Consider the following 23,462-nt stretch of genomic DNA (forward strand, 5'->3'; position numbering starts at 1 on the left):
TATATGAGAACTTCTAACCAAGAATAGATATGCAACACATTCGGAGGCCATACATGCATAGAGACGTCAAAACAGGTAACTACGTTAATCGCGATTTGAGTTGGGTTGAATTTAATCGGCGCGTACTTCAAGAGGCCCAGGATCCAACGACGCCCCTGCTGGAACGCATGAGATTTCTCGGTATTGTCGCCAGTAATCTGGACGAGTTCGTCAGTGTAAGAGTGGCCGAGACGAAAGAGAAGATCAAGGCCGGATTTACACAAAAGGATTTTACAGGGTATACGCCTTCGGGATTGTACCGCAGATTGATCAAACGAATCGGGACCATGGTCGCCGAACAGTATAAAACGTATCGTGAACTTATTCGTATACTCGCCAAGAAAGGCATAAACATTCAGGAATATACCGATCTTAATGTGACACAGCAGCGCGCAATGGATCAGTACTTTCATGAGATTATTTTCCCGGTACTCACACCGATGGCGATAGACCAGAGTCGTCCGTTCCCACTGGTACACAACAAGTCTGTCTATCTGTCCGTGATGCTGCAGAAGGAAGGGGAGCAAGAGGGCGAACCGTTTATGGCTATTGTTCAGGTACCTTCCAATCTGCCGCGTGTGGTTCAGGCTCCCATTCGGGCGAATAGCAAAAAGAAAACGTTCATACTGATTGAAGACTTGATCAAACATCATATTCACACGCTCTTCAGCGGATATATCTCGCTTGCTGCACAGGAATTCCGAGTGACCCGCAATGCGGATCTGTTCATTAATGAAGAAGAAGCGGAAGATCTGCTTGAGGCGATTGAGAAAGAATTGCGACGCAGACGCCGAGGGGCTCCTGTACGACTGGAAGTCTGCAAGGACTTTCGTCCGGATGCCTTGCTCGAATTGCAGGATGAATTCGATATTCAAGACCCGGTGTACGAGATAGATGGACCACTTGATCTGAGTTTTCTGGCTGGATTCGTGGATAGTCTGGAGGGCTTCTCGCATCTGAAATACAGTCCGGTGAAACCCGTCTATCCACTGGAGTTCCTGCCCAGAGAAAGTCATTTCGAGCTGCTGCGCAGACGGGATGTATTGGTGCATCATCCGTATGAATCGTTTGAACCGGTCACCGATTTCATATTGGAGGCTTCGGAAGATCCAAGAGTGCTGGCCATCAAGATGACATTATATCGCGTCAATGGCGATTCACGCCTTATTCCGGCACTTGCACTGGCTGCTGAAAGTGGTAAGCAGGTCACGGTTGTGGTGGAACTGAAAGCCCGGTTCGATGAAGAGCGCAATATTGCGTGGGCCCGGAAGTTGGAGAAGGCCGGTTGTCACGTGGTATATGGACTGGTTGGACTGAAGACCCATGCCAAAATCATTCTTGTCGTCCGCAGGGAACAGCAGGGATTGAGACGTTATGTTCATGTAGGAACAGGTAACTACAATGAGAGTACAGCCAAAGTGTATACGGACGTGGGACTGTTCACCTCCAATCCGATTATTGGAGAAGATGCATCCGAATTATTCAATGAGATTACCGGATATTCCGGTCCGAAGGCATTGCAGGCGTTCCACGTAGCTCCGGATGGTATGAAGGATGAACTGTTCGCATTGATTCGTCGTGAGACGGAGCATGCCCTTAAAGGCAAACCTTCCAGAATCATTGCCAAGATTAACTCTTTGTCCCATCAGGATATAATTGATGAATTGTACGAGGCTTCTCAGGCTGGAGTGCAGATCGATCTGATCGTGCGAGGCGTATGCTGTCTGCGTCCAGGGGTGGAAGGACTCAGTGAGAACATTCGGGTCATTAGCATTGTGGATCGCTTCCTGGAGCATTCCCGGTTGTTTTATTTTGAAAATAGCGGCAACCCCGATGTATTCATCTCCAGTGCAGATTGGATGACACGTAACCTGAATCGAAGAATTGAACTGATGTGTCCCGTGTTCGATCCAGAGCTGAAGAAGATGCTGGTGGATATTCTTAATCTGTCCCTTATGGACAATGTCAAAGCCAGAGAACTTATGCCTGGTGGCAATTATGTATTTGTAGAAAATGAAAAGCCCCCGCTGAGAAGTCAGACGGAGGCCATGGGTATTATCCCTTGGAAGCCTGTTGAATGGAGTGCGTTAACGTAACGCCCCAGGCTTCCTGTAAATCCTTGACGGCCTCTTCCAGGCCTTCAAGTTCCAGTAACGGCTCGGCTGTACAGGTGAATTGCACCTGCAGCGAGTCGTTTTCTTTTGTTGCTTCGATCGAAGCGATGCTCTCGGATCGATTGATGGCTTCGGCTACGCGCAGTAGAGAGCCTATACGATGAGCATGCCGCTCATCCGAGTTTTTCAGAATGTCCCGGTGCTTATTCAGCAGCTGGGGCGTTCTTTTTTTGGGATGATAATCGGCTGCACTGGCACTGAGAATGGTCTCCCGGTGAGAGAGCCCATAGATGCTGGCATTCATGATCCAGTAGGCCGAGTGTTGAGTATATCGGAAATAGTTAATCTGCTTACCAGCCATATGCAGCATGGAGGACGCATACAGGATTCTGGCATCTGCTTGATCAGGCGCAGACCCTTGTAGTGCAGTATACAGGGTAATCGTATCCTGATGAATCCGTTGCAGACGTTTCTCTGGAATAGGCGGACCAAAATGGATAAAGTTACGGATACTGTCCTTCAGCGCGTCTGGAACGACCGGCTGACCTCCAGCCCTGTAATCTCGCAACAACCCGTCCCGTAGACCCGTACCACTAACCACATAACGATCTCCCTGTATTAACCGGAAGACTGTTCGCAGGATCAATACGCCCGGCACAATGATATCTGCGCGGTCTTTGGCGAGCCCGGGTACCTTTTTGCGCTGTGCCGAGGTGAGATGTGGCAAGGAGCGCGCGATGTTCTCCATCGCTTCCTCACCGATCTCATAATGATGGGTGACAGGCAGAGAATACTGGATTCGCTTCTGTTCCACTTTGGCGAGTGTACGCATCGTACCGCCAAGTCCGATGAGTGGCAGGCCAGGATGCTCACGAATCCAATCCTGTCCACGGAGAGCTTGAATGACTTCGTTGCACAGTGCATTCGCATTCTCTTCGGTCCACTGATCTTCGCCCCCATAACGGGCATGTGAATTCACGGCACCAATGGGAAGGGATATGCTATGTAACCTTTTCCGATCCCGAAAGACCGTAATCTCCGTGCTACCGCCTCCAATATCGACGACGTAACCGTCTGCCAGATCAATGGATTGAGTAACTCCCAGGAAACCATAGTAGGCCTCACGATCTCCGGATACACATTCGATGATAAGCCCCGTCTCTGTCTCCAGCCACTCGATAATCTGCAGGACATTGCTTGCATTACGAATAGCTGCCGTAGCTGCTGCACGGATCAGTGTGGTCTGATACGCCTCACAGGTCGCTTTGAATTGACGCAAGATGGTGATGGCTTTATCCAGAGAATGGCGCAGGATGGTTCCATCCGGCTCAACAACGCTGCTCAGACGAGCGGCGAATTTGTCTTCATGAATGATGCGATAGGCTTCATCCTGATCCAGTTCATATATAACTAGACGAATGGAGTTCGAACCGATATCAATAATTCCTAAAGTTTCATTATGTGTCATAAGCATCTCCTTCTACAGAGGTTCAACTACCCGAAGTGAAGCAGGGAAGCAATGGCTTCCGGTGAACCCGGCGGTGTGGCAGAGAAGGGCGTAGTGAGCATAACAACAATGATAAAGACGATGAAACAGGCAAATATAAGACAACTCACGGCAAAGCCGCGATTTCGCTTTTGAATAAACAGTCGGATACCTGTAACAAAGAGAAGTACCGTGACGGCTACCAGAACGATAGACATTGCAAAATAGGCTACGCCATACAGTGATTTAAAAAATGCTTCCATTTCTTCTGAACGCTCCTTAGATCCTCATATTTAAGCCCTTCCAAGCCATTCCTTAGTAGCATACGACAGATTGACTTGTTTGAAAAGCAAACCGGGCGCTTGTTCCCGTTTCCGCCATGATCATGGGACAAGTTTCATGGAAAAGGGGCCCCTGCCGTGGACAGACATCCAAGAAAGCAAGGCTTCTGTTGAGTATGTATAAGGAAGGACTATTGTTTCAAGGAAGGAGATCAACCCATGTCGAGACAGCTTGCAAGCAAATGGCGGAAGACAGCGGCTCTGATGAAATACCCGGTAGCTGCTGTCCATATCCCACAGACCAAGGCATTTAACTCGGGGAATCTGCTGCATATGCTCAGTCGTTATGGAATGGTGTATATCAAACCGATTGTAGGTGGCGGAGGTTACGGTGTCATGCGGGTATCGGTGAGCGGTGGGGCTTATCGATACACGCATATGAAAACGACCCGTTCTTTCGCAAGTTTTAGCCAAATGTATCGCTCTCTGGTACGTGTGAAGGCAAGACGCAGGTACTTGATCCAGCAAGGCATTCATTTGGCAACGATTCAAGGGAGACCTGTCGATTACAGAGTCAAAGTCGTCAAGACCGAAAGAGGCTGGGTATTCCGTTCCCTGGTAGGACGACTCGCTCGCCCAGGACTTTGTGTGACGAATCTGAGCAAGGGAGGCACCATGCTATCGGGAAGGAGAGCACTTGGTTTGTCCCTGCCACATATATCCGGTCGGCACAAACGCCGGGAGATGCGCTCACTTACACTGACATGCACGTACATTATGGAGAGCCAGTTCCCGGGTGTAGGACAGCTTGGATTTGATTATGGACTGGATTATTCAGGCAAGATTTGGATTCTGGAAGTGAATACCAGACCTCAATAGAAAATCGATGAAAAACCTCAAGAAAATTCAAGAAAAACCGATAATATATAGAAGAAAACAGTTTGAAAAACGTTTGAAATTTTACATTGCCGGGTAATTTACTCGCAACAAGTCTTGAAACTATGAATTTATTCCAAAAAAAATACGCTGATAAACGTTCTGATGGTAGTACATCTTACCTGTGCATAAATATTGTCCACACTATACACGTTGATTACTCAACATTTTTACCATTTATCAACAAACTATGCACAGGATTTCCACATGTTGTTGTGGATAACAAGAACGCTTGTTCTCTATATGAATCTCTGATATGATAGTTTTGAGGAAAAAAAAGGAAAGGTTGTGGCGGGAAATGGCTATGTTATCCGATGAGATGTTGTTGGATTCCTACCATAAAGCGATTGAGTTGAATCTCGAACGAGATTTCATCGCACTGCTGTTGGCAGAGATCCATAAGCGCAAACTGGGTACCGACGTATCTGCCATTCTTCACTAGAGATCCTCATTGCAGGCAATGTTACAGGTTTCCGGACAAGTCCCATAGTGAGACAGGCCATGGCGTGCTCGTCTGACAATGGTGACAGTACATCACATGATTGCAAACGTTTTCGGCTTCGTCTGCCGTGTCAGAGGAAGTTTGGAATACGTAGGGGCTGTATGGTCCGGTGTAATCGTCCAATTTGCCGCATTCTAACAGTCCCTGAAGGCAGTGGGGGCAAGCCTGCTCCGGTACAACCAGACCGTTACACAGCGGGCATATATAAGACAAGGGTATCCCTCCTGATATGGATTCACTCAGGAGTAAGATACCCTTTTTTGTATCAATTATGTTATTTCATAAAAAAATTAGCGTTTCATGTTGCTGCTGTGTCCTGGGGACAACTTGGCATCCGGATCGAAGTATACTTTCGCATTGTTGACTGCTGTTGGAGCTTCACCGAATCCGACAGCGATCAGCTTCAGTTTACCTGGGTATGTTGTGATATCCCCGGCAGCGAAGATCCCTGGAATAGACGTTTCCATGCGGGAATCAACGACGATGGAGTTGCTGTCAATTTCGATTCCCCATTCGGCAATAGGTCCGAGAGAAGAGACGAATCCGAAGTTAACAATCACGTCATCTACTTCGATTTCCTGTGTTTCTTTGGTTTTCACATGGGAGAGGGTTACTTTGGTAATCGTGTCATCTCCGTGAAGTTCCGTGATTTCGGTCGGTGTAACGACATTAACCTTGGAATTCATCAGGTTTTCGACACTGTGCTCATGTGCACGGAACTTGTCCCGGCGATGGATCAGCGTTACTTGCTCAGCGATGGGCTCCAGCATGAGTGCCCAGTCTACAGCGGAGTCACCACCGCCACTGATCAGTACCTTTTTGCCAGCGAAGGCATTCAGATCACTGATGAAGTAGTGGAGGTTGCTCTTCTCGAACTTGGCAGCACCTTCAAGCTCCAGGCGACGTGGTTCGAATGCACCTACACCCGCTGTAATAATAACAGCTTTGGCATGATATTCATTCTCATCGGTCTTCACGACGAAGTGTTGTTCATCCTTTTTCTCAACCGATACAACCTTTTCTTCAAGGCGGATGTTCGGGTTAAAATGACTCATTTGCTCAACCAGGTTATTCACCAGTTCCTGAGCCGTTACTTTTGGGAATCCAGCTACATCATAGATGTATTTCTCCGGATACAGAGCGGCAAGCTGTCCGCCAAGCTGTGGCATACTTTCAACCAGGGTAACGGATGCCTGACGCATCCCACCGTAAAATGCGGCGAACAGACCCGCAGGGCCTCCACCGATAATAAGCAAATCAGTCATATCGTGACTGGAATTCTGTGCAGTCAAGAATCAACAACACCTTTCATATTTTAATAGGTAGTTAACAGGAAGAATGTGCAGGCTACATATCGTAACCGACGTTGGGGCTGAACTGTCTTTCCTATTATAAACGGTGTATTCAGGGTTGCAAAGTTAGCGGCGTCACTAAACTGAGAACAATTGATGAAGATCAGATGATAATAGGATGAAATTGGAAATGAAAGGTTATGAAAAATAACAAAAAAAACCTTGATATTTACCAGAAATACAGATATCCTTGACCTGTACTATGTGTTTTTTTGTCTAATTTAGAGTCAATATGTAATGTGAAGACAACTCCCGTATTTTGTGGAAACTTGTGGTTAATTTCACAACTTGAAACGATAACTTGCGTGCAAACGAATCAATTTCATAAACCCTTTAGCTACTTCAATCAAGTCTAGATATAGTTTCACAGAATCCATTTTTAGTGAGTTATGAAATTGATGCAAACGTTTAAATAAATTCGCGAAGTTAACATTTGTCGTCATAATGGGCAAGACCTCATCAATATTTGTAAGTATGTGCATTTTGCATCTCACCCAAGATCGGGATGATGCAAGTGAAACCGGAAGGGGTATAGACATGAGCAGTATTCCCAAAATCGTCATCCTCGGCGCGGGCTATGGCGGGATTCTGACAGCCCAGCGGCTGCAGAAGGAATTGAACTATAACGAGGCCGACGTCACATTGGTGAACCGGCATGATTATCATTATATTACTACACATCTACATATGCCGGCAGCTGGCACGGATACCATTGAGCATGCAAGAGTTCCCATTTCCAAGCTGATTGATGAGTTCAAGATTGACCTGGTTAAATCTTCCGTGAAGGAGATTCGTCTGCAGGATCGGAAGATTATTCTGGAGGACGGCACGTTATCGTATGATTATCTGATTATTGGACTAGGCGGGGAACCCGAGACTTTCGGTATTCCGGGTATGCTCGACCACGCCATGACAATCCGCAGCATTAACTCGGTTAGACTGATTCGGGAACACATCGAATATCAATTTGCGATGTACAAAAACGACAACAAACGAAATCGTATTCGGTTTGTCGTAGGTGGAGCCGGTTTTAGTGGTGTTGAATTCGTAGCTGAGCTTGCAGATCGCATTCCACAGCTGTGCAAGGAGTTCGACGTGAATCCGAAACATGTGCACATCTACAATGTAGAGGCAGCGCCTTCAGCTTTGCCTGGATTTGATCCGGAACTGGTAGAGCATGCGATGAACGTGCTGAAGAAGAAGGGCGTTACTTTCAAAATTGGTGTTCCAATCAAGCAATGTCTCCCGGACGGGGTTATTGTGGGTGAGGGAGAAAAACTCGATGCTGCTACAGTCGTATGGACCGGCGGTATTCGCGGCAACTCACTGCTTGAACAGGCAGGCCTTGAAGTGATGCGGGGGCGTGTGAAGGTTGATGAGTATCTACGTGCGCCTGGACATGAGCATGTTTATGTCATCGGTGACAATTCACTGGTCTTCAACCAGGAAGGGCGTCCATATCCGCCAACAGCACAGATTGCGATGCAGCAGGGCGTGAACTGTGCCAAGAACGTCGTGGCATCCATTCGCAAGAAACAGCCACAACCTTTTGTATTTACGAGCAAGGGTACGGTTGCTTCATTGGGTAAAGGTGAAGCCATTGCTGTTGTAGGTGGCAAGAAATACAAGGGCTGGAAAGCGGCTCAGTTGAAGAAGCTGGTTGATCTGCGTTATCTGTTCATCATTGGTGGTATTCCGTTAGTCTTGAAGAAAGGGCGGTTTTTTGGATGAGACATTGCAGTGTTCAGGTCCGGGGACTATTAACGCGTGAGGAACTGGATCGATACAATGCCCTGATGCAGGTCGGTGGTTATCTGGAGGAACAAGATCAGTATGATCTGGCCTACATCGTGCAGAAAGAAGTGGATATTCTCATTTTGCCCGCGATTGAGCGACTTAAAGAGAAGGGTCGTGACCGTGATCGGGCCACAGCAGAGTTTCTCGAATCGCTGAAAGCGGTTGATGAGGAGGACGAGGATTAAGAATTAACAGAGACTTATAAATAGAGTGAACAACTGCAAATGGATCACCATCCGAATTGGTTGTCCACGCGTACATGAATGAGAAAAAGCACCGCGGACAGTATCCTTTACAGGAGATGTCGCGGTGCTTTATTGTGCTTTGCGCTATTTTTACAGCTTAAGCATGTCTTCCAGTGTTCCTTCGTTCAACAAACTTCCGACATAGAACGAACCGAATTCGCCATAACGGGCGCTAACTTCATCGAAACGCATCTCATAGACGAGTTTCTTGAACTGAAGTGCATCGTCCGCAAACAGTGTAACGCCCCATTCCCAATCGTCGAAACCGACAGAGCCAGTAATGATCTGTTTCACTTTACCTGCATAGCTGCGGCCAATCATGCCGTGACTGCGCATCATGGTGCGACGCTCGTCCATGGACAGCATGTACCAGTTGTCATTCAGCTCACGCTTTTTGTTCATCGGATAGAAGCAGATGTATTGTCGTTGCGGCAGAACAGGCTTCAGACGGGCGATAATCTCCGGATTTTGCATCGGGTCTTCGCCTTCTTTGCTAAGGTAGTTGCTCAGTTCCACTACACTGACGTAGGAATACGATTTGGTTGTGTATTGAGCAAACATCGTTTTGTTAAACGCGTTCTCAACAGCCTTCAGATCTTCCAGCGTTTCACGCAGGTGCATCATGACGAGGTCTGCTTTTTGACCTACAACCGTATACACGACTGTACTTCCTTTGGAAGAATCCTCGACTTCTTTCCATTCTTTCCAGAATTCCTGAAGCTCGTCCAGTGCTACAGCACGTTCTTCATCATCTGCTGCTTTCCAGGCGGCCCAGTTAATCGAGCGAAAATCATGCAGGGCGTACCAGCCCTCCAGTGTTGATGCGGCTTCGTTCATTGGTTGTGTTCCTCCTGCAAGATATATTTCCAAATCCCTATAAGGGACGGGTGAGTACTTTATCGTTTACATTGTATCCCAACATGAAGCAGAAGGGCAAATGAACAGAGCGTGAATACAGACAAATTTGTCCAGAAAGTTCGTTGCTTCGCCACATTTTTTGCGGTACACTAACTACTATCCAGAAGTGAAACCCGAATGTGTGAAAGAAGAGGTGAATGTCGCCCGATGCAATTTATACCTGTGTTGGTATTAATGGTATTATTTTTCGTTATGATGTTTGGTATCGGTTTCATTCTGAACATGCTGATGAAGACCACCTGGTTTCCTTCCTATCTGTTCATCATTGTAATTTTGCCTATCGTCGTGTACTCTCTATGGGATCATTCGTCGTCTCTGATGTCACACCTGGGTTCTTTCCAGATTGTAGACTATATGACGGGGATCGCTGGGCTGGCTGGCGCGGTAATCAGTGGCTGGACGATCCAGAAGTTGCGTCTGGGTGGGTACAGAATGTTTTAGTTTGCTGGAAGAGGTAACACGTGCATGTCTGTAATCGCGTGAAAGTCTTGTCTTTGTCGTAAACGCTTACGAGTACAAAGGGAAGGCTTTTTTGCTGTTCACTGATATAAGATGAATGATTGTACAGTTGTACTTCATATACATCTGGAGAACATTCTCTTCAGATCTTCACTTGTATTCTGCTGCTACAGCTTTTATAGTAATCTAGCGACTCTAGACATGTTTTTTTCGGAAGTTGCTTAATTCGGCGAAAACGTGAATGATGTCGACCTAGGACGAAACGGAGCGAGGACAGGCCATCTTTTTACCTGTTTTTGAGCATTTGAGGATCAGACATTTATGATAGAATAGATAAACATACTTTTGGGGAGAAGGAGATCAGGCTATGCGCATGAAGAATCTGCACCATTATACTGAACATCATCGCTACTGCGTATACAGGGAGTTTGGACTTAGCGCCCTGGATGACCGTATGCTTACAGGAGCATATCAGCCCATGGTAGGTGCTTTTGCGGTTGGCTTGTATCGGCTGTTGTTTCAGCATCTTCCCGGTGAACAGGTCGGTTATTCGCCACTTGAACAGCAACGGAGGCTGTTCATGACACTTGGGCTTGAGCCAAGTGAGAAAGGGCGTAAATATCTGGTAGAGCAGGCGTCCAAGCTTGAAGCGGTGGGGCTACTTCAGACTTCACGGTTATATATTCCGGAAAATGATGATTATATCTACGAATATGAGCTGCAACCGCCGCTCTCTCCGGCAGAATTTTTCCGGACACAGCATTTGACACTGTTGCTTCGTGACAAGATAGGCAAATTCGCCGTCCTTTCCCTGCGTTCCGGTTTCTCGGCAGTGGAAAATGGGGACGCGCCTTATCCGGCAGCCAATAAAGAGAATATTTCCGTTCCCTTTTACGATATATTTGAATTGAATACCCATGTGATTGATTACGAATTGGAGCAAGCATTGTCGGAAGTATCGACTACGGCCCAGCGGACAGGCACGAATGATGCAGCAGAAGAAAACAGTTTGAACTACGCCGACATTATTTTGCGTTTTCCGCGGGAGTCCGTCAATCGCCGTCATGTGGAGCAACTACGGTTCGATCACGAACAACTGGGCATTGTAAATTATGTAGTGAACAAGTTTAATCTCAGTGTGCAGGATGTATGCCGACTGCTGGACGAAGATGATATTTTCAGTCCGCAGGGCCAGCTGATTCTGGATGATCTCCAGCATAAGGCGAGCATGCAGTTCAGGCAGACGAAGAAGCGTCATGAGCAACAGACTGTACAGGCAGCCAAGGTCGTGGCTCTAAGACAGCATATGGAGGAGCCTGAACGGAAAGAGGACTCTGGTGAACCACCTGTTGAGCATGGGGTACAGATGGAATACTACGTCGAAGTGCCTCCGCAATTTATGACCAAGTGTGATATTCATCAATACAACATGATGCTGCGTAATGAGCCTTATACGCGTCTGTTGCAGACGTTCTTCCCAGGTGCAGTGCCGGACAATCTGATCGATATATTTGAGAAAATTGATCTGAGTTACAAGTTGCCTGGTGAAGTCATCAATGTATTGATTCATTATTTGATGGCGTTGCTTGTATCCGGTGGAGAGCAGCGGATTAACCGAAACTTCGTTGAGGCGATCGCCTCTAACATGCTGCTCAAGCAGGTGAACTCCTACGAGAAAGCTGTTCAATATATTCGCGACCAGGCCAAGGTCAAAGGCAAGCAGGCTGCTGGTGCAGCTGGAACCCGTACCCGTACATACGGCAAAGGAACCAAAGCCAAGCCCGAAATTCCGATTGTACAAGACATAAGCACCGATGGGGATGCCGTATCCGAGGAAGAGTTCGAAGAGATGATGCGATTCGCCCAGCAGATGCAGGCGAGTAAGCAAAAAGGAACTTCTTAATTTTTTGAATAAAATCAAAAAGGCGAGTCCCCGTTTGAACGGAGACTCGTCCTTTTGCTATATAAGTTGAACTACAGAAACGTAAGTTACGTTCAATCAACTCTTTTCATTATTTTGCAGGATATTTATCTAATTTAAACCACTGCTAAAAATCTTTCTGAGTAATCTTTTTTACAGGCTTAACTTTTTTGTTTTCTGTATCGTATCTGAAAAGAATCCATTGATCTGAAGGATACTCACTAATGTAATCAATACTTTTTCCGTTCTTATGCCATAAAATTAAACCTGTGCTGATATAGTTGGTTGCCCGAGGGAGATCAACAAAACTATCTTTCTTAGTATCGTATATTGCCAAAGTGTCTTTCTCCGTATTTCCGTAAGAAAATGCAATGATATCTTCTTTTGGTGACCAATTATATGAGGCTATTGTTTCTACACCTTGCTTACCTGCTTTTTCAAGACGATCGTTTAAAATCGGGTGCTTTCCTGTTTTAAGGTTTACGAGAATGAGGTTGCTGCCGGCACTTTTTTCTGCTTGGATAGCAATCCATTCATTCGATGGAGATCCAACAACACTAGTGGAGGCGGTTACGTGATGTTATTCCCTCCAGATCGTTGTGATAATCCAGAAAAAACTACCTAACTTAAGAGCATTGCTTCTCTCTGCATGCGGAAAATCAGACGACACTGATACTCTTTCCCACCAATCAACAATACACCAACAAACATAGAAAGACTTATTGAACCAGCAAAGAAAGAAAAAATTATCTTCAAGAGTTCCCAAATAAAGCTATACTCTCCTGCAAACGTTCCACAACCTCTATCGGTATTTCCCTGACCTTAATATCTCGACCTAGGAAAAGCAGCCAATTTGTTATTTCGGCCAACTCATCCGGATGATGAACATTGATGAAAGTTTTTAAAATAGCCGTAGTCTGAAAAGGGTTTGTGTATGAAATTGAGATTTTTAAGGGATGGTATTTTTTGAACTGGGCAATCGATTTTGGGCCAAGTTCTAGGACAAGGTTGATGGCTTCTTCCTGCTTGCGTAGTTGTTCTACAATCTTCTTCTTATTTATTCTTTTTTTCTTAGGGTATGGTTTGACATCTGTGAGATTGTCGACAGGAAAAATCCGTCTCTTTTCCTCCTCGAGATCAAAGCCTTCAATTTGCCAAGAGCTTTTTTCGCGGTAAAGGTGCAACAAATAGATGGGATAAGACTTTATTTGCCTCGATTCCTCGACGGAAACCATTAAATAGCTGTCCATAAGAATGGTTTGGATCAATTGTTCTAACATAGGATGGGGCAGATCTGACAGATCAAGCAGGTCGGGATTGTGGGGGTTGGTTCCTTCAAACAAAAGGGTTTGATTTAACAGAACGAGATCATCTTGCTGGCTTTCCGAGATAAGACCGAGTAATTTTTCCGCTAAAGAATGGCGACTCTTGAGATATGGGAGCTGTTGATTTTTTGTGGCCATGAAGGCAATAAATAGAGCTTTAATCTCATTATCGGTAAAGCGGACAGTCGGCAGGACAGAGTTGTTCATAACAAAATAACCCCCATCCCTCCCGACCTCGGCGACAAGAGGCATCCCCATTGCTTCAATTTCTCTGATATCTCTAATGGCTGTTGAACGAGAGATGTTAAATTCTCGCATGATTTCAGAAATGGTAAATTGAGCGCGGTTATTGATGTACCGCATGATGATGTTAATCCGTTCAATTTTTTTCATTTGGCCCTCTAAACAGTATCATATTTTGACATGATTTATAGCTATTATAAACGTATCAAGTGAAATAACAAATCATTTGATCCATTTCAGAAAAAGGAGTGTTAATCATGGCAGTGTATACCCTTGAAAAAAAAGACAGCTTTATCGTTCTAGGTATTGGCACGGAGCTGAAGAGCGATTACACGGATTATGCAGGTATGAACAAGGAGAAGCAAGACTTTTGGCAATCCGTGGCGCAGGATGGAAGGCTTGACGCTTTAAAAGCCGTCGCTGCGAACGACTACATTTTTGCCGTGAACGAAGCGATAAATCACAAGATGATGTATTATGCCGGCGTCATGACCGAAGCATCGGTACCAGAAGAACACCGAGTGATCCAATTCCCTGAAGGACAATACCTCGTCGTCAAAGGGGAAGGGAAGACGGCTGATGAGTTGAGTAATAGGCTGACAGGTATTGCCTTTGGTCAAGTCTTGCCAGCAGCCGACGATTTTGCTTATGTTGGCGGGCCCAATGCAACGGTTGAGATGGGGCAACGAGACGGCCTAGTATATGGGGAAATGTGGATTCCGGTTGTGGAGAAGTAAATGAAATCAGAGGAGGAACGAGGATGTCCCCTATCGTTGATTTTAAAAATGTGTCCACAGTTGCTCTAGAATCTTCACCAGTAGCAGAAGCGCTTGCTGGTATGCGAGCGAATGAAGCCCGTTACTTTATGAACAAATACAAGCATGAATTTACGGTCGTACCAGCCGGCGAGAGCCAGGAGACGCTTGCGTATGTGAGCCGAATTTTGAAAGAAGAACGTGGTATTGAGTTTGCGGCCAGACCATTGGAAACCTCTCACTTTCAAGTGGATAATATTAGATGGGCCTACGTCTTTTATGAAGATGGTCTGGCGGTCAACGTCATGTATACATTGGATAACCCCAAAAAGCGGGCTGTTGGTTTTAAGCTTTCAGAGGGGATGGAAGTACCTCAAGAGCTGGAAGAAAAGAAGTTTAAATTTGCTAGACAGAAGTCCAAACTGGCTGGGACAATTCGAGGTACGTTCTTTGTGATAAAAGGAGAATATTGAAGCAAACAGCACCCATAAGTTCAATTCCATTCCGCTATATTTGAGCGATTTCTTGTACATTTTGCATTACGTATCGACGCCTTCTCTTCATTGTGTTGGCTCCGGCCCATCGCTGTTCGGTTAATCCCCATGCCCGGAACGTTGCCAGCCCCGTCGGGAGGACATGATGAACTAATCCACCAAGAGTACCTGCCTGCTATTAAGGTACCCTTTTCACTGATAGACCCGTTAGCACAATTACAAACAGGTTGCCAGCACCTGCGAGATCGCGAAATAAATCCATTACTCGATGATTAATGAAGAACCTAGATATAATGAAGAGACCATAGCTCGTCGCTATGGTCTCTTTATGCGTTCAGTAACATTGCTAATTACGAAATTCGCCTCACTGACTTCAACTGTCCGTCAACGCCTACCGCTGAACCGTTGGATTGCTTCCTCGGTCACCGGCGTGAAGAGGTTAACAAGGTTACCGTCGGGATCGCGAAACAGAACGGCACGGTTCCCCCACGGCATCGTAGTAGGTTCCTTTACCCACTCGTCGATAAACGGCTTCAAACGCTCGTATTCGGCATCGACATCATGGACGTGGAACTCGATAATGACAGTGTGATTGTCGGCCGCCACTGCGGAACCATCACCGAACAGTTGCGCCGTCTGGGAGTGGCCGATCGCCAAGGTGCACGATGGCATAACGAATTCGGCAAAGACGGGCGCGGGGCGTTCCGCCGAAACACCCGTGATTTTCTCATAGAACTCGATGAGACGATCTACGTCGTCGGTAATAATGCGTACAGAAGCAAAATTCATGAGATACCATCCTTCCCATAATAAGTGATACAACGTATCGTATCATTTTGAACCAAAATACTTCGCATTTATCTCCTACTCCTTTACGATTACGTACTCCGACTATACAAAAACACTACTGACAACTGTATGTCAGTAGTGTTTTATGAAGAAACCCGGCTTTTATTTATGAATGGGGGAGGATAGCAGAAGAGAATCCTGACTAGGAACGCTTCCAACCCCGAAGTGGATATTTTGTTATATTCGGAGGGTTACCTGAATCAGAATGTAGAAGAGGCATATCGGTTGGCATCAAAGTGTGAGACTATGATTATATCCGGGGCACCGGATATTGAGAGGACAAGAACATGTACTGAATGTCGAATAGACATATACTTTGATCGCTTTAAGCTAACGGGCAGGTTAGTTTAAGGACATTGCCGTATATGTTCTAATTATTAAAGGCAATATGTAACTGAAGGATATCCATTCGCCGTTTAATTTCTCCGACAAACAGATGGGGCCTTATCTGACCAAATTACTGCACAAACAAAAAGCAGGCCTTCCCGGGTGAACTGTACGCTATATAACGGACATTTCTAAAAAAAGACCTATATGGCTTCAAGAGGGTGATCTCTGTATTCTAAAGGGGTCACCCTTTTTAAATTCCCGAGTGCTTGATTGGTAAACAAGAGTTACAAACCGGCCATATGATTTGTATAGTTTTTGTAGAGATACGATTGTTAAAATAAGATTTATAGAAAATGTGGGATTTGCCGACAACCACATGCAGCGATACTTAGATTTCTAAGGAGGTTGCTTAAAAAAGGGCAAACATTTGCCCTTATGTAAAAGTGACAAGAAAAGAGTTTGTCTAAAAATTGATTGGGGGAAAAGAACGTGTTTAAACAAAGCAACAAGTTTCTTAAGAAAAAGCATGGAGCGTTATTCCTCGCAGCAGCTCTGACCGTAGGTGGTTTACCGGTGGTTCCGACGGCTGTCAGCGCAGCTGATGCAGATCAGGCATTAATTACCACGTCAGGTGGCACATCCAGTTACGATTTTGTGGATGGACAGCAATCGTCTGGAGCAGTTATTGATCCTGGAATTGTAATTCAAGATTCCGCTTATACAACCAATTTGGACGCTGCCACCGTGTTGCTTGAAAATTTTCAAGCAGGGGATCAACTTTCATTTACCGCAGCGCCAGGAATTACAGGAAAATATAATACTGCAAATGGTGTATTAACGTTCAAAGGAACTGCGTCAGCTGAAGATTATATGCAGACATTGTCAACTGTTGCATTTTCAACAACCTCCAGCAATACGTCAGCCAGAACCGTTAGATTTACCTTGGGTGATGCCCTTCCTTATGATGCCAACGGTCATTTTTATAAATATATCAATAAGGGGAGCAATATTTCCTGGACTGATGCAAAAAATGAGGCTGCAGCAGCCGACTATTTCGGGCGCGAAGGCTATCTGGTCACGATCACAGATGCTCAAGAGAATGCGTTTGTCAAAGAAAAGACAGAGGGTGTTGGCTGGATTGGTGCACAAGATATCGAGCGCAAAAACGGCGGTGCTAAAGTCAATGGTGACTGGCGCTGGGTAACCGGGCCGGAGGGTCTGGAGGACAACGGGAATGGTCTGAGATTCTACCAAGGCTATCTAGGCGGTACGAAAATTGGGTATGCCAACTGGGCTACCAGCGAGCCTAATGATTATAGTGGTCTGGAATACGTAGCGCATATTTTTGGGCCTGGCGCCAATGCAGGACAATGGAACGATTACCCTTTGAGCAACAATGTTGTAGGGTATGTCATTGAATACGGCGGCATGGAGGGTGACGAGGATTTTGGAATCATCGCCGAGAAAACCGTTTCTATTGTCAATATTACCGATCTTAAAGAAGCTGTTGAGGAAGGGAATCAACTGAACGAAGAAGATTATAAGGCTTCGGAATGGACAGCATATAAAAAAGCGCTGGAAGACGCCAAAGCAGTGCTTGATAACAAAAACAAAACACAAGAAGAAGTAAATAAAGCACTTGAGCAATTAAAAATAGCGCAAGAGCAGCTTAAACCCATGCTGGTCACCGAGCCAAGTGGTGGTCTGGTCAATGAATCCAAGCCTGAACTCAAAGGTGTCGCAGACCAAAATTCGAAAATCACCGTTGAATTGAAGGATGAGAACGGAAATGTGCTTGAAAGAAGAGAAGTAGAAGCAGATAAAGATGGAAATTGGAGCTTTACCTCGTCGGCAGAATTGCCGGATGGAACATATACTGTTGATGTAACGGCAGTTAGAAATGGTAAAGTGGCCAAAGAATCCAAGACGCTCGTAGTAGAGTCTGCTCAAAAATCGCATCTCACCGGTCTAGAGCTGAGCGCTCACGATGGAACTTCGATTCCATTGTCTCCTGCTTTTGCCGAAAATACGCATAATTACACTGCTACTACTGCAACGTACAGCGTATATTTCAAACCAACACTGGACTCCGTTGCAGGTCTGGATCCGAATGCCAAGATTGAGTTTTCGCTCAATAATGGTGCCTGGACAGACGCGACTAGCGGTACAGCAAGTGATCATTTGCCTTTGAATGAAGGCCCCAACACAATTGTTGTTAAGGTTACGGTTAACGGAAGAGAGACCCTGTATACGCTGAACATTTTCCGTACATTCAATAGTGGAAATAATGGCAGCAGCGGAGGCGGGGGTGGCGGAAGCACAACTCCAACAACAACGCCAAGTACTCCTGAAGCTCCAAAGGGCAATTTTGACATAACTGTCGATGGCAAAGACAATCCGTTTGCAACAGGCACAACCTCAACTTCAGACGGCCGTACGACAACTTCAGTTAAGGTAGATCCGGACAAGCTGGGTGAAGCTGTATCAGAAGGTTCAGGCCAGGATCTGACGGTTCACTCGCCAAATGAAGGAGATCTGACGGTTGACGGATTGACAGCGGACACCTTGAGGAAGTTGGGCGATAAGGGAGCAAGCCTGAAAATCAGCAACCCGCTGGCCATTTATCCGGTACCTGCCGGAAAAATGAACCTGAATTCTGTCGCTGGTCAATTGGGCAATGCAGCGCTTAGCGATATCGGGGTTCGCATCGACATCAAGCCTTCTGCGGAAGGATTGATCGCATCTGCGAAGAACAAAGCAGCTGCGGGAGGTTATGAACTGCTGGTTAATCCGGTTGATCTGAACCTGACGTTTAGCCATGGCGGGAAGACCGTAGAATCCGGTCAATTGAATGGCTATGCAGCCAAATACATCGCTCTGCCGGAAGGCATCGATCCAAACCGGATTACGACAGGCGTTGTAGTGAATCAAGACGGCAGCGTGTATCACCTGCCTACCGTTGTAACGAAGATCAATAATCGTTATTATGCACAAATTAATGACCTGCGTAGCAGTGGTACTTACTCAGTGATCTGGAATCCAGAGGATTTCACCGACGTGAGAACCCATTGGGGTCAAGCGGATGTGAATAACATCGCAGCACGACTGGATCTGAAGGGGAATGGGGATAACACGTTCTCGCCGGAACGCAGTGTAACACGTTCCGAGTTTGCGGAGATCGTGGTCCTCGGTCTGGGTCTGATGCGTCAGGAAGCATCGCTGGTTAACTTCCCGGATGTCTCGGCTTCCGTCTGGAATAAAAATGCTATCGCCATTGCAGATGAATTTGATATCGTTCGTGGTTATGACGATGGCTACTTCTACGGCGACAAACAAATTACGAGAGAGCAAGGCTTCGCTATGGTAGCCCGTGCGTATCGCCTGATTCAACCCGATGCGGCTGCTGGTAATACTTCTGCCTTGGCTCAATATCCAGATGGGGCAAAAGTAGCCAACTGGGCGAAAGCGGATGTAGCGCAACTAATCGAAGCAGGTATCATTCAGGGCGAGGGTACTCAACTCAACCCGAAAGCGCCGATGAAGCGTGCGGAAGTGACGGCATTAATTGCAAGAATGCTGAAGATGACCAATTTAATTGACAAGTAAGTAAGTTTATTTAAACAACCACTGACAGCCTAAAACTGTCAGTGGTTTGTTTTTTTAGAGGAGGATGTCAGGGGACCCGAACATGCACGCATAAGAAGTCGCCATATTAGTCATAACTCCGTCAAATAGACACAAAAAAGACGCCTTAAGCTGTGGCCGTTTCCAAGCGGTCGTTTAATTTCTTTTGAAAACTTTCGTGGTTATAGAACGAGACGTATTCTTGGTTAGCTTGCTCCAAATCTGCAAGGCTTACAGACGGAAGTGAGACAGTTACGGGCGAGGCTGGAGAAATCGTTGTTCGAGGTGAACAGACCATGCTGGGGTATTGGCGCCAATTGGAGGCTACTGCCGAGACCATGCCTGATGGTTGGATCCGAACTGGGGATGTCGGTTGCCTGGATGTCGAAGGCTACCTTTATGTGTTTGATCGCTTGAAGGATATGGTTATTGTGGGCGGTTCCAATGTGTTCTGTGCCGAAGTGGAGCATGTTATTGTGACCCATGAGGCGGTAATCGACGCGGCCGTAATCGGACATCCTCTTCCCGACGAAGGCGGGAACTCGTCGCCTTCGTCGTGTTACGGGACGGTGACAGTTTGGATCTGACACGAGTGCGGGCGTATTGTGAGCCACACCTTGCTCGGTACAAATGGCCGACTCAACTGTTCATTGTGGATACATTGCCGAGAACAGCCGTGGATAAAATAGACAAAAAGCGGTTGCGCAAGCATTTATCCTCAATTTTATCCGAAGGACTAGGCTAACGGAAATGGTGTTCAAAGAGCAGTTGAGATCAACAAAAACAGCCCTTCAACTTCCTTTGGGAAGTGAAGGGCTGTACGTTTCTTTTCTGTTATGCAGGCGTGCACAAAATATACTTTGCAGTGTTACCTCAAAATCGTAGTAGCCTGATTGCCCGCATAATCCTCAATGACGAGCTTCAATGAGCTATTACCGGACGATGGCGTGAAAGTCAGTTCACTGAGCTTCGTTCTGCCCCGAATGATATACGGGAATTTCTGCGAAACATAAGTGACTCCGAACTCGCGTGGCACCCCATTTTCATAAACATAGATTTTGTACCAGTCCTCCAGATCAGGCAGGGCAAGTGTGTACTTTCCATCTTTTACCGTGACCTTTTCCTTGGCGTATGGTGTAATCTGAAGATCTGCGAGCTGCCCGGTATGGGTCACCGGGTTCTGATCGGCAATGGCGATGTTCAGCACGTAATGCTCACCGTTGGTCGGAAGTCCGGTCAGGACGGCAGACTGTTTTCCTTTTTTGACCTGAAGCGACTTGGTGAAAGGTTCTTTTGTGTATTCGGTTTGTAGTATGAGTTGAATCGACTCATTGCCTTTATCTTTACCGGTATTCTTATCTTTGTCTTTGCCCGAATCTTTCGCTTTCTTCGGGTTTTTCCAGCTTACAATAGCATCGCCATTCTTTTTGAATTTCACATCAATATTCTGAACGGATGCATTCAGATCATAAGGCAAGACGGTTGCTTCACTTTCGGTACCGTCTGCACCAACAGCACGTATAGACAGTTCACCAGACGGCTGTTTTAGCGATTTGATATAAAAAGTGGAATCATACACGCCGCCTACATAGGCGCCATTTTCATATAAATTGTATTGCTTGACCTCTGAATAGTCCTTCATGTCCCATGCGACAACCAGTTCATCAGTGTTGGTCAGTGCTTTGGCAATATGGAATCCGGTAGGTGCATCCGGAACAGCCACTGAACCATCGAATATACGGATCTCGCCAATATTCATCTGATAACTCTCAATTGCCTCGCCATTAGGATCAAAGGATAATCCCATAGCGGCAATGGTTTTGCCTTGATATGCGCTCAAATCCATTGAAACGGTCTTCCAGCCTTCCGTATGCTGGCCTGAATCAGGCACATTTACGTTGACCACGTTGGATGGATCATCTTCGAAGATTAACCCAACATGCAGGGAGGAAGCATCACTAGTGGACGGTTTGTTATACGTCAGTTCCAGTTTCGATCGTCCGTTGACGGACAGGTCGGTCTTGTACAGGCGCAGGAAGTTATCTGCGTTCAATGTACCGTTCACCACGAGAGAGCTGCCGCCATTGAATGCGCCAATGGAGTCATAGTTGTACCTTGCGCCTTTCTCATAAGATGGACCGTAGTCAAAATCAACACTGAGCTTGTCACCTTTACTATCCATCCACCATTGCCAAGTGACAGGGATATCCTGAATGTTGATATTCGACCATTCTTTATCGTTCGAGACGGCGCCGTCTTCATAATATTTCAGACCGTGGCCCGTATTGAAGCTGGTCGCAAAATTGGAGCCGTTGATGACGGAGCGTTCGGTCAGATACGCAGCGATTCCATCCCAATTCGTACCGGAAGCATACACATCTGACAGATCGGCAGACGCATTACGACGTGCATCTGTCGGGTCCTGATTTGGACCAGACCACCAGGCGCGATCACGTACAAAGGTCATCCACTGGTACTCATCCTCCGCACGATGATTCGTGCTCCCATCGCCCATCTCTTCATCCAGAGCGTTGTGGGTGAAATCGGCACCCAGTGTCGCGATGCTGTTCATGGGCTGACCGTTCTCATCCAGATTATGGCGCAGGTCATAGGACTGCTTCCAGCGGCCGAACTTGTCATGTCCACCTTCAACACCAGCAAATACGGTTTCCAGTGGATCCAGTCCCAGGCTAAGGGCATGATCACGGGAATCGCGGAGCATCTTGTGGTTCCATACATAGTTCAGGAAAATGGAATCCGAGACTCTGCCGAGAACGGAATCTTGTACAAAGGGGCTGTTGAGCCCATTGAATTGGTTCTGGTATTGAATCTTGCCCGTTGTATTGATGGTGGAATCATACCACTGAACGTACAGGCCTTCATCTCTTAGATATTTCATGAATTTCTTGTAGGAAGCGATATCCTCAGGGGCTACACCCCGGGCAACCTCTTCCTGATTGAAAAAGTATCCATCGAAGTTGTAGTACTTCGCCATCTCGGCCAATTTCTCGGCCACAGGGAAATTACCGTTTTCATCCTGGATCAGCATTTGTTTGTACGTCTGTGGTCCACGGTCATTATCCGAGAAAAAGATATTGGCAATGGACTTAACGCCATTCTTGTGGGCTGCATTGGTGTAGGCTGGATTCGGAATGTTCAATATGCCGAATTCGAAGTATTTCTCCGTCCACTCTTTACTCGGGTCGTACAGCTCCTCCGGTACTCCTGCGGAGGCCATACCGTGCCAATAGCTGTAGTAGTCTGTATACTGCCAATAATTAAACAGATATTGACTGAATTCATTGGTATAAGGTGTGCTATCAAAGAATGCATTGCCGTAATCACCACTCATTGTGAACAGTTGGGTGTCTGGACTAAGCTCAGGATAAGCTTGGGTGGCAGCGAACGCTTCATTGCGGGGCTGCAAGGGAACATGGGCACGAAGCAGATCACCATGGATATCACTTTCCGGTGTCCAGTTCAGAATCTGGGCCGAAGTATATCCGTGCTGATAGGGCTGATTCACCCCTTTGGCACTTTCACCAGTGTAAGGGAGCGTGTCTCCTGCGTATACGGATGATGCAACAACTTGTCCAAGCAGAGCCGTGGTCAGGACCATGGCAGTGACCTTGGGAATGAGGCCTTTTGGTTTGAGTTTGCGTGTCATGCTGTTCCTCCTTCAAGTGGAATGAATGTAAGGTATTCTTTTACACAAAGCTAAACTTATGGTTAACGATAGTGGATGAAAGCGTTTTTAAATAGGGCGAAATTAAAGAAAGGCAGGTATAAACT

General features: G+C 46.3%; 21 protein-coding genes. 12 read left to right on the forward strand and 9 right to left on the reverse strand.

The genetic code is table 11. The features are described 5' to 3' along the window. The first annotated feature begins 53 nt into the window (after positions 1-53). Positions 54-2,135 carry a polyphosphate kinase 1 gene (ppk1, locus tag AC4G47_RS04635; protein ID WP_458124005.1) on the forward strand — a complete coding sequence of 694 codons (2,082 nt, stop codon included), beginning with the start codon at positions 54-56 and terminating at the stop codon, positions 2,133-2,135. Here the strand turns inward: ppk1 and AC4G47_RS04640 are convergent. Then, positions 2,095-3,621, reverse strand: coding sequence for a Ppx/GppA phosphatase family protein (locus AC4G47_RS04640; RefSeq protein ID WP_491104966.1), 1,527 nt, complete (start codon positions 3,619-3,621; stop codon positions 2,095-2,097). The two genes, ppk1 and AC4G47_RS04640, sit on opposite strands and share 41 nt — an antisense overlap. A 26-nt stretch (positions 3,622-3,647) precedes the next feature. Beyond that, positions 3,648-3,902, reverse strand: a complete 255-nt coding sequence (locus AC4G47_RS04645; RefSeq protein WP_458124003.1) for a hypothetical protein — start codon at positions 3,900-3,902, stop codon at positions 3,648-3,650. Positions 3,903-4,139: 237 nt separating this feature from the next. Here AC4G47_RS04645 and AC4G47_RS04650 point away from each other — a divergent pair, with 237 nt between their 5' ends. Both AC4G47_RS04650 and AC4G47_RS04655 read left to right on the forward strand, forming a co-directional pair. Next, complete coding sequence (locus tag AC4G47_RS04650) at positions 4,140-4,799, forward strand: YheC/YheD family protein (RefSeq protein ID WP_458124002.1); 660 nt, start codon at positions 4,140-4,142, stop codon at positions 4,797-4,799. A gap of 355 nt (positions 4,800-5,154) precedes the next feature. Then, a complete protein-coding gene (locus AC4G47_RS04655) occupies positions 5,155-5,298 on the forward strand; it encodes a sporulation histidine kinase inhibitor Sda (RefSeq protein ID WP_017692430.1) in 144 nt (47 codons plus the stop codon). Positions 5,299-5,319: 21 nt separating this feature from the next. Here the strand turns inward: AC4G47_RS04655 and AC4G47_RS04660 are convergent, their stop codons facing one another. Then, positions 5,320-5,571 carry a hypothetical protein gene (locus AC4G47_RS04660; RefSeq protein ID WP_458124001.1) on the reverse strand — a complete coding sequence of 84 codons (252 nt, stop codon included), beginning with the start codon at positions 5,569-5,571 and terminating at the stop codon, positions 5,320-5,322. 77 nt (positions 5,572-5,648) lie between these two features. Then, positions 5,649-6,623, reverse strand: a complete 975-nt coding sequence (locus AC4G47_RS04665; RefSeq protein ID WP_210437008.1) for an NAD(P)/FAD-dependent oxidoreductase — start codon at positions 6,621-6,623, stop codon at positions 5,649-5,651. A 624-nt stretch (positions 6,624-7,247) separates the two neighbouring features. Between AC4G47_RS04665 and AC4G47_RS04670 the strand changes: the two genes are divergently transcribed. Together AC4G47_RS04670 and AC4G47_RS04675 are read left to right on the forward strand one after the other, a co-directional pair. Further along, positions 7,248-8,441 carry an NAD(P)/FAD-dependent oxidoreductase gene (locus tag AC4G47_RS04670; protein ID WP_145325110.1) on the forward strand — a complete coding sequence of 398 codons (1,194 nt, stop codon included), beginning with the start codon at positions 7,248-7,250 and terminating at the stop codon, positions 8,439-8,441. Next, a complete protein-coding gene (locus AC4G47_RS04675) occupies positions 8,438-8,692 on the forward strand; it encodes a hypothetical protein (RefSeq protein WP_036673350.1) in 255 nt (84 codons plus the stop codon). The genes AC4G47_RS04670 and AC4G47_RS04675 overlap by 4 nt, the downstream gene beginning before the upstream one ends. 150 nt (positions 8,693-8,842) lie before the next feature. Here the strand turns inward: AC4G47_RS04675 and hemQ are convergent, their stop codons facing one another. After that, positions 8,843-9,589, reverse strand: coding sequence for a hydrogen peroxide-dependent heme synthase (gene hemQ, locus AC4G47_RS04680; RefSeq protein WP_347386165.1), 747 nt, complete (start codon positions 9,587-9,589; stop codon positions 8,843-8,845). Positions 9,590-9,817: 228 nt separating this feature from the next. On the opposite strand from hemQ, the gene AC4G47_RS04685 reads away from it, so the two are divergent. Continuing rightward, positions 9,818-10,111, forward strand: a complete 294-nt coding sequence (locus AC4G47_RS04685; RefSeq protein WP_076211070.1) for a YuiB family protein — start codon at positions 9,818-9,820, stop codon at positions 10,109-10,111. Positions 10,112-10,496: 385 nt separating this feature from the next. Further along, complete coding sequence (locus tag AC4G47_RS04690) at positions 10,497-12,032, forward strand: replication initiation and membrane attachment family protein (RefSeq protein ID WP_091037865.1); 1,536 nt, start codon at positions 10,497-10,499, stop codon at positions 12,030-12,032. Between the two features lie 145 nt (positions 12,033-12,177). Here AC4G47_RS04690 and AC4G47_RS04695 read toward each other — a convergent pair whose 3' ends face one another. Both AC4G47_RS04695 and AC4G47_RS04700 read right to left on the reverse strand, forming a co-directional pair. Next, positions 12,178-12,387 carry a hypothetical protein gene (locus AC4G47_RS04695; RefSeq protein ID WP_491104971.1) on the reverse strand — a complete coding sequence of 70 codons (210 nt, stop codon included), beginning with the start codon at positions 12,385-12,387 and terminating at the stop codon, positions 12,178-12,180. A 415-nt stretch (positions 12,388-12,802) separates the two neighbouring features. Next, positions 12,803-13,768 carry a helix-turn-helix transcriptional regulator gene (locus tag AC4G47_RS04700; protein ID WP_491104973.1) on the reverse strand — a complete coding sequence of 322 codons (966 nt, stop codon included), beginning with the start codon at positions 13,766-13,768 and terminating at the stop codon, positions 12,803-12,805. A gap of 107 nt (positions 13,769-13,875) precedes the next feature. Here AC4G47_RS04700 and AC4G47_RS04705 point away from each other — a divergent pair, with 107 nt between their 5' ends. Together AC4G47_RS04705 and AC4G47_RS04710 are read left to right on the forward strand one after the other, a co-directional pair. Further along, positions 13,876-14,355 carry a GyrI-like domain-containing protein gene (locus AC4G47_RS04705; protein ID WP_145325117.1) on the forward strand — a complete coding sequence of 160 codons (480 nt, stop codon included), beginning with the start codon at positions 13,876-13,878 and terminating at the stop codon, positions 14,353-14,355. 23 nt (positions 14,356-14,378) lie between these two features. After that, positions 14,379-14,846, forward strand: a complete 468-nt coding sequence (locus AC4G47_RS04710) for a DUF8821 family protein (RefSeq protein ID WP_491104975.1) — start codon at positions 14,379-14,381, stop codon at positions 14,844-14,846. Between the two features lie 405 nt (positions 14,847-15,251). Here AC4G47_RS04710 and AC4G47_RS04715 read toward each other — a convergent pair whose 3' ends face one another. Beyond that, complete coding sequence (locus AC4G47_RS04715; protein WP_491104977.1) at positions 15,252-15,656, reverse strand: VOC family protein; 405 nt, start codon at positions 15,654-15,656, stop codon at positions 15,252-15,254. A gap of 879 nt (positions 15,657-16,535) precedes the next feature. Here AC4G47_RS04715 and AC4G47_RS04720 point away from each other — a divergent pair. The 3 genes from AC4G47_RS04720 to AC4G47_RS04730 all read left to right on the forward strand — a co-directional run bounded on the left by AC4G47_RS04720 (position 16,536) and on the right by AC4G47_RS04730 (position 20,415). Continuing rightward, positions 16,536-19,652, forward strand: a complete 3,117-nt coding sequence (locus AC4G47_RS04720) for an S-layer homology domain-containing protein (protein WP_491104979.1) — start codon at positions 16,536-16,538, stop codon at positions 19,650-19,652. A 356-nt stretch (positions 19,653-20,008) separates the two neighbouring features. Beyond that, complete coding sequence (locus AC4G47_RS04725; RefSeq protein WP_491104981.1) at positions 20,009-20,257, forward strand: hypothetical protein; 249 nt, start codon at positions 20,009-20,011, stop codon at positions 20,255-20,257. 5 nt (positions 20,258-20,262) lie between these two features. Continuing rightward, positions 20,263-20,415: a hypothetical protein gene (locus AC4G47_RS04730; RefSeq protein ID WP_491106645.1), complete on the forward strand. Its 153-nt coding sequence runs from the start codon at positions 20,263-20,265 to the stop codon at positions 20,413-20,415. Positions 20,416-20,538: 123 nt separating this feature from the next. On the opposite strand, the gene AC4G47_RS04735 is transcribed toward AC4G47_RS04730, so the two are convergent. Beyond that, positions 20,539-23,337 (reverse strand): endo-beta-N-acetylglucosaminidase, encoded by a 2,799-nt coding sequence (locus AC4G47_RS04735; RefSeq protein ID WP_491104983.1) that lies wholly within the window; start codon positions 23,335-23,337, stop codon positions 20,539-20,541. Positions 23,338-23,462: the final 125 nt, after the last annotated feature.

Source organism: Paenibacillus sp. Negev47 (genome assembly GCF_058313655.1).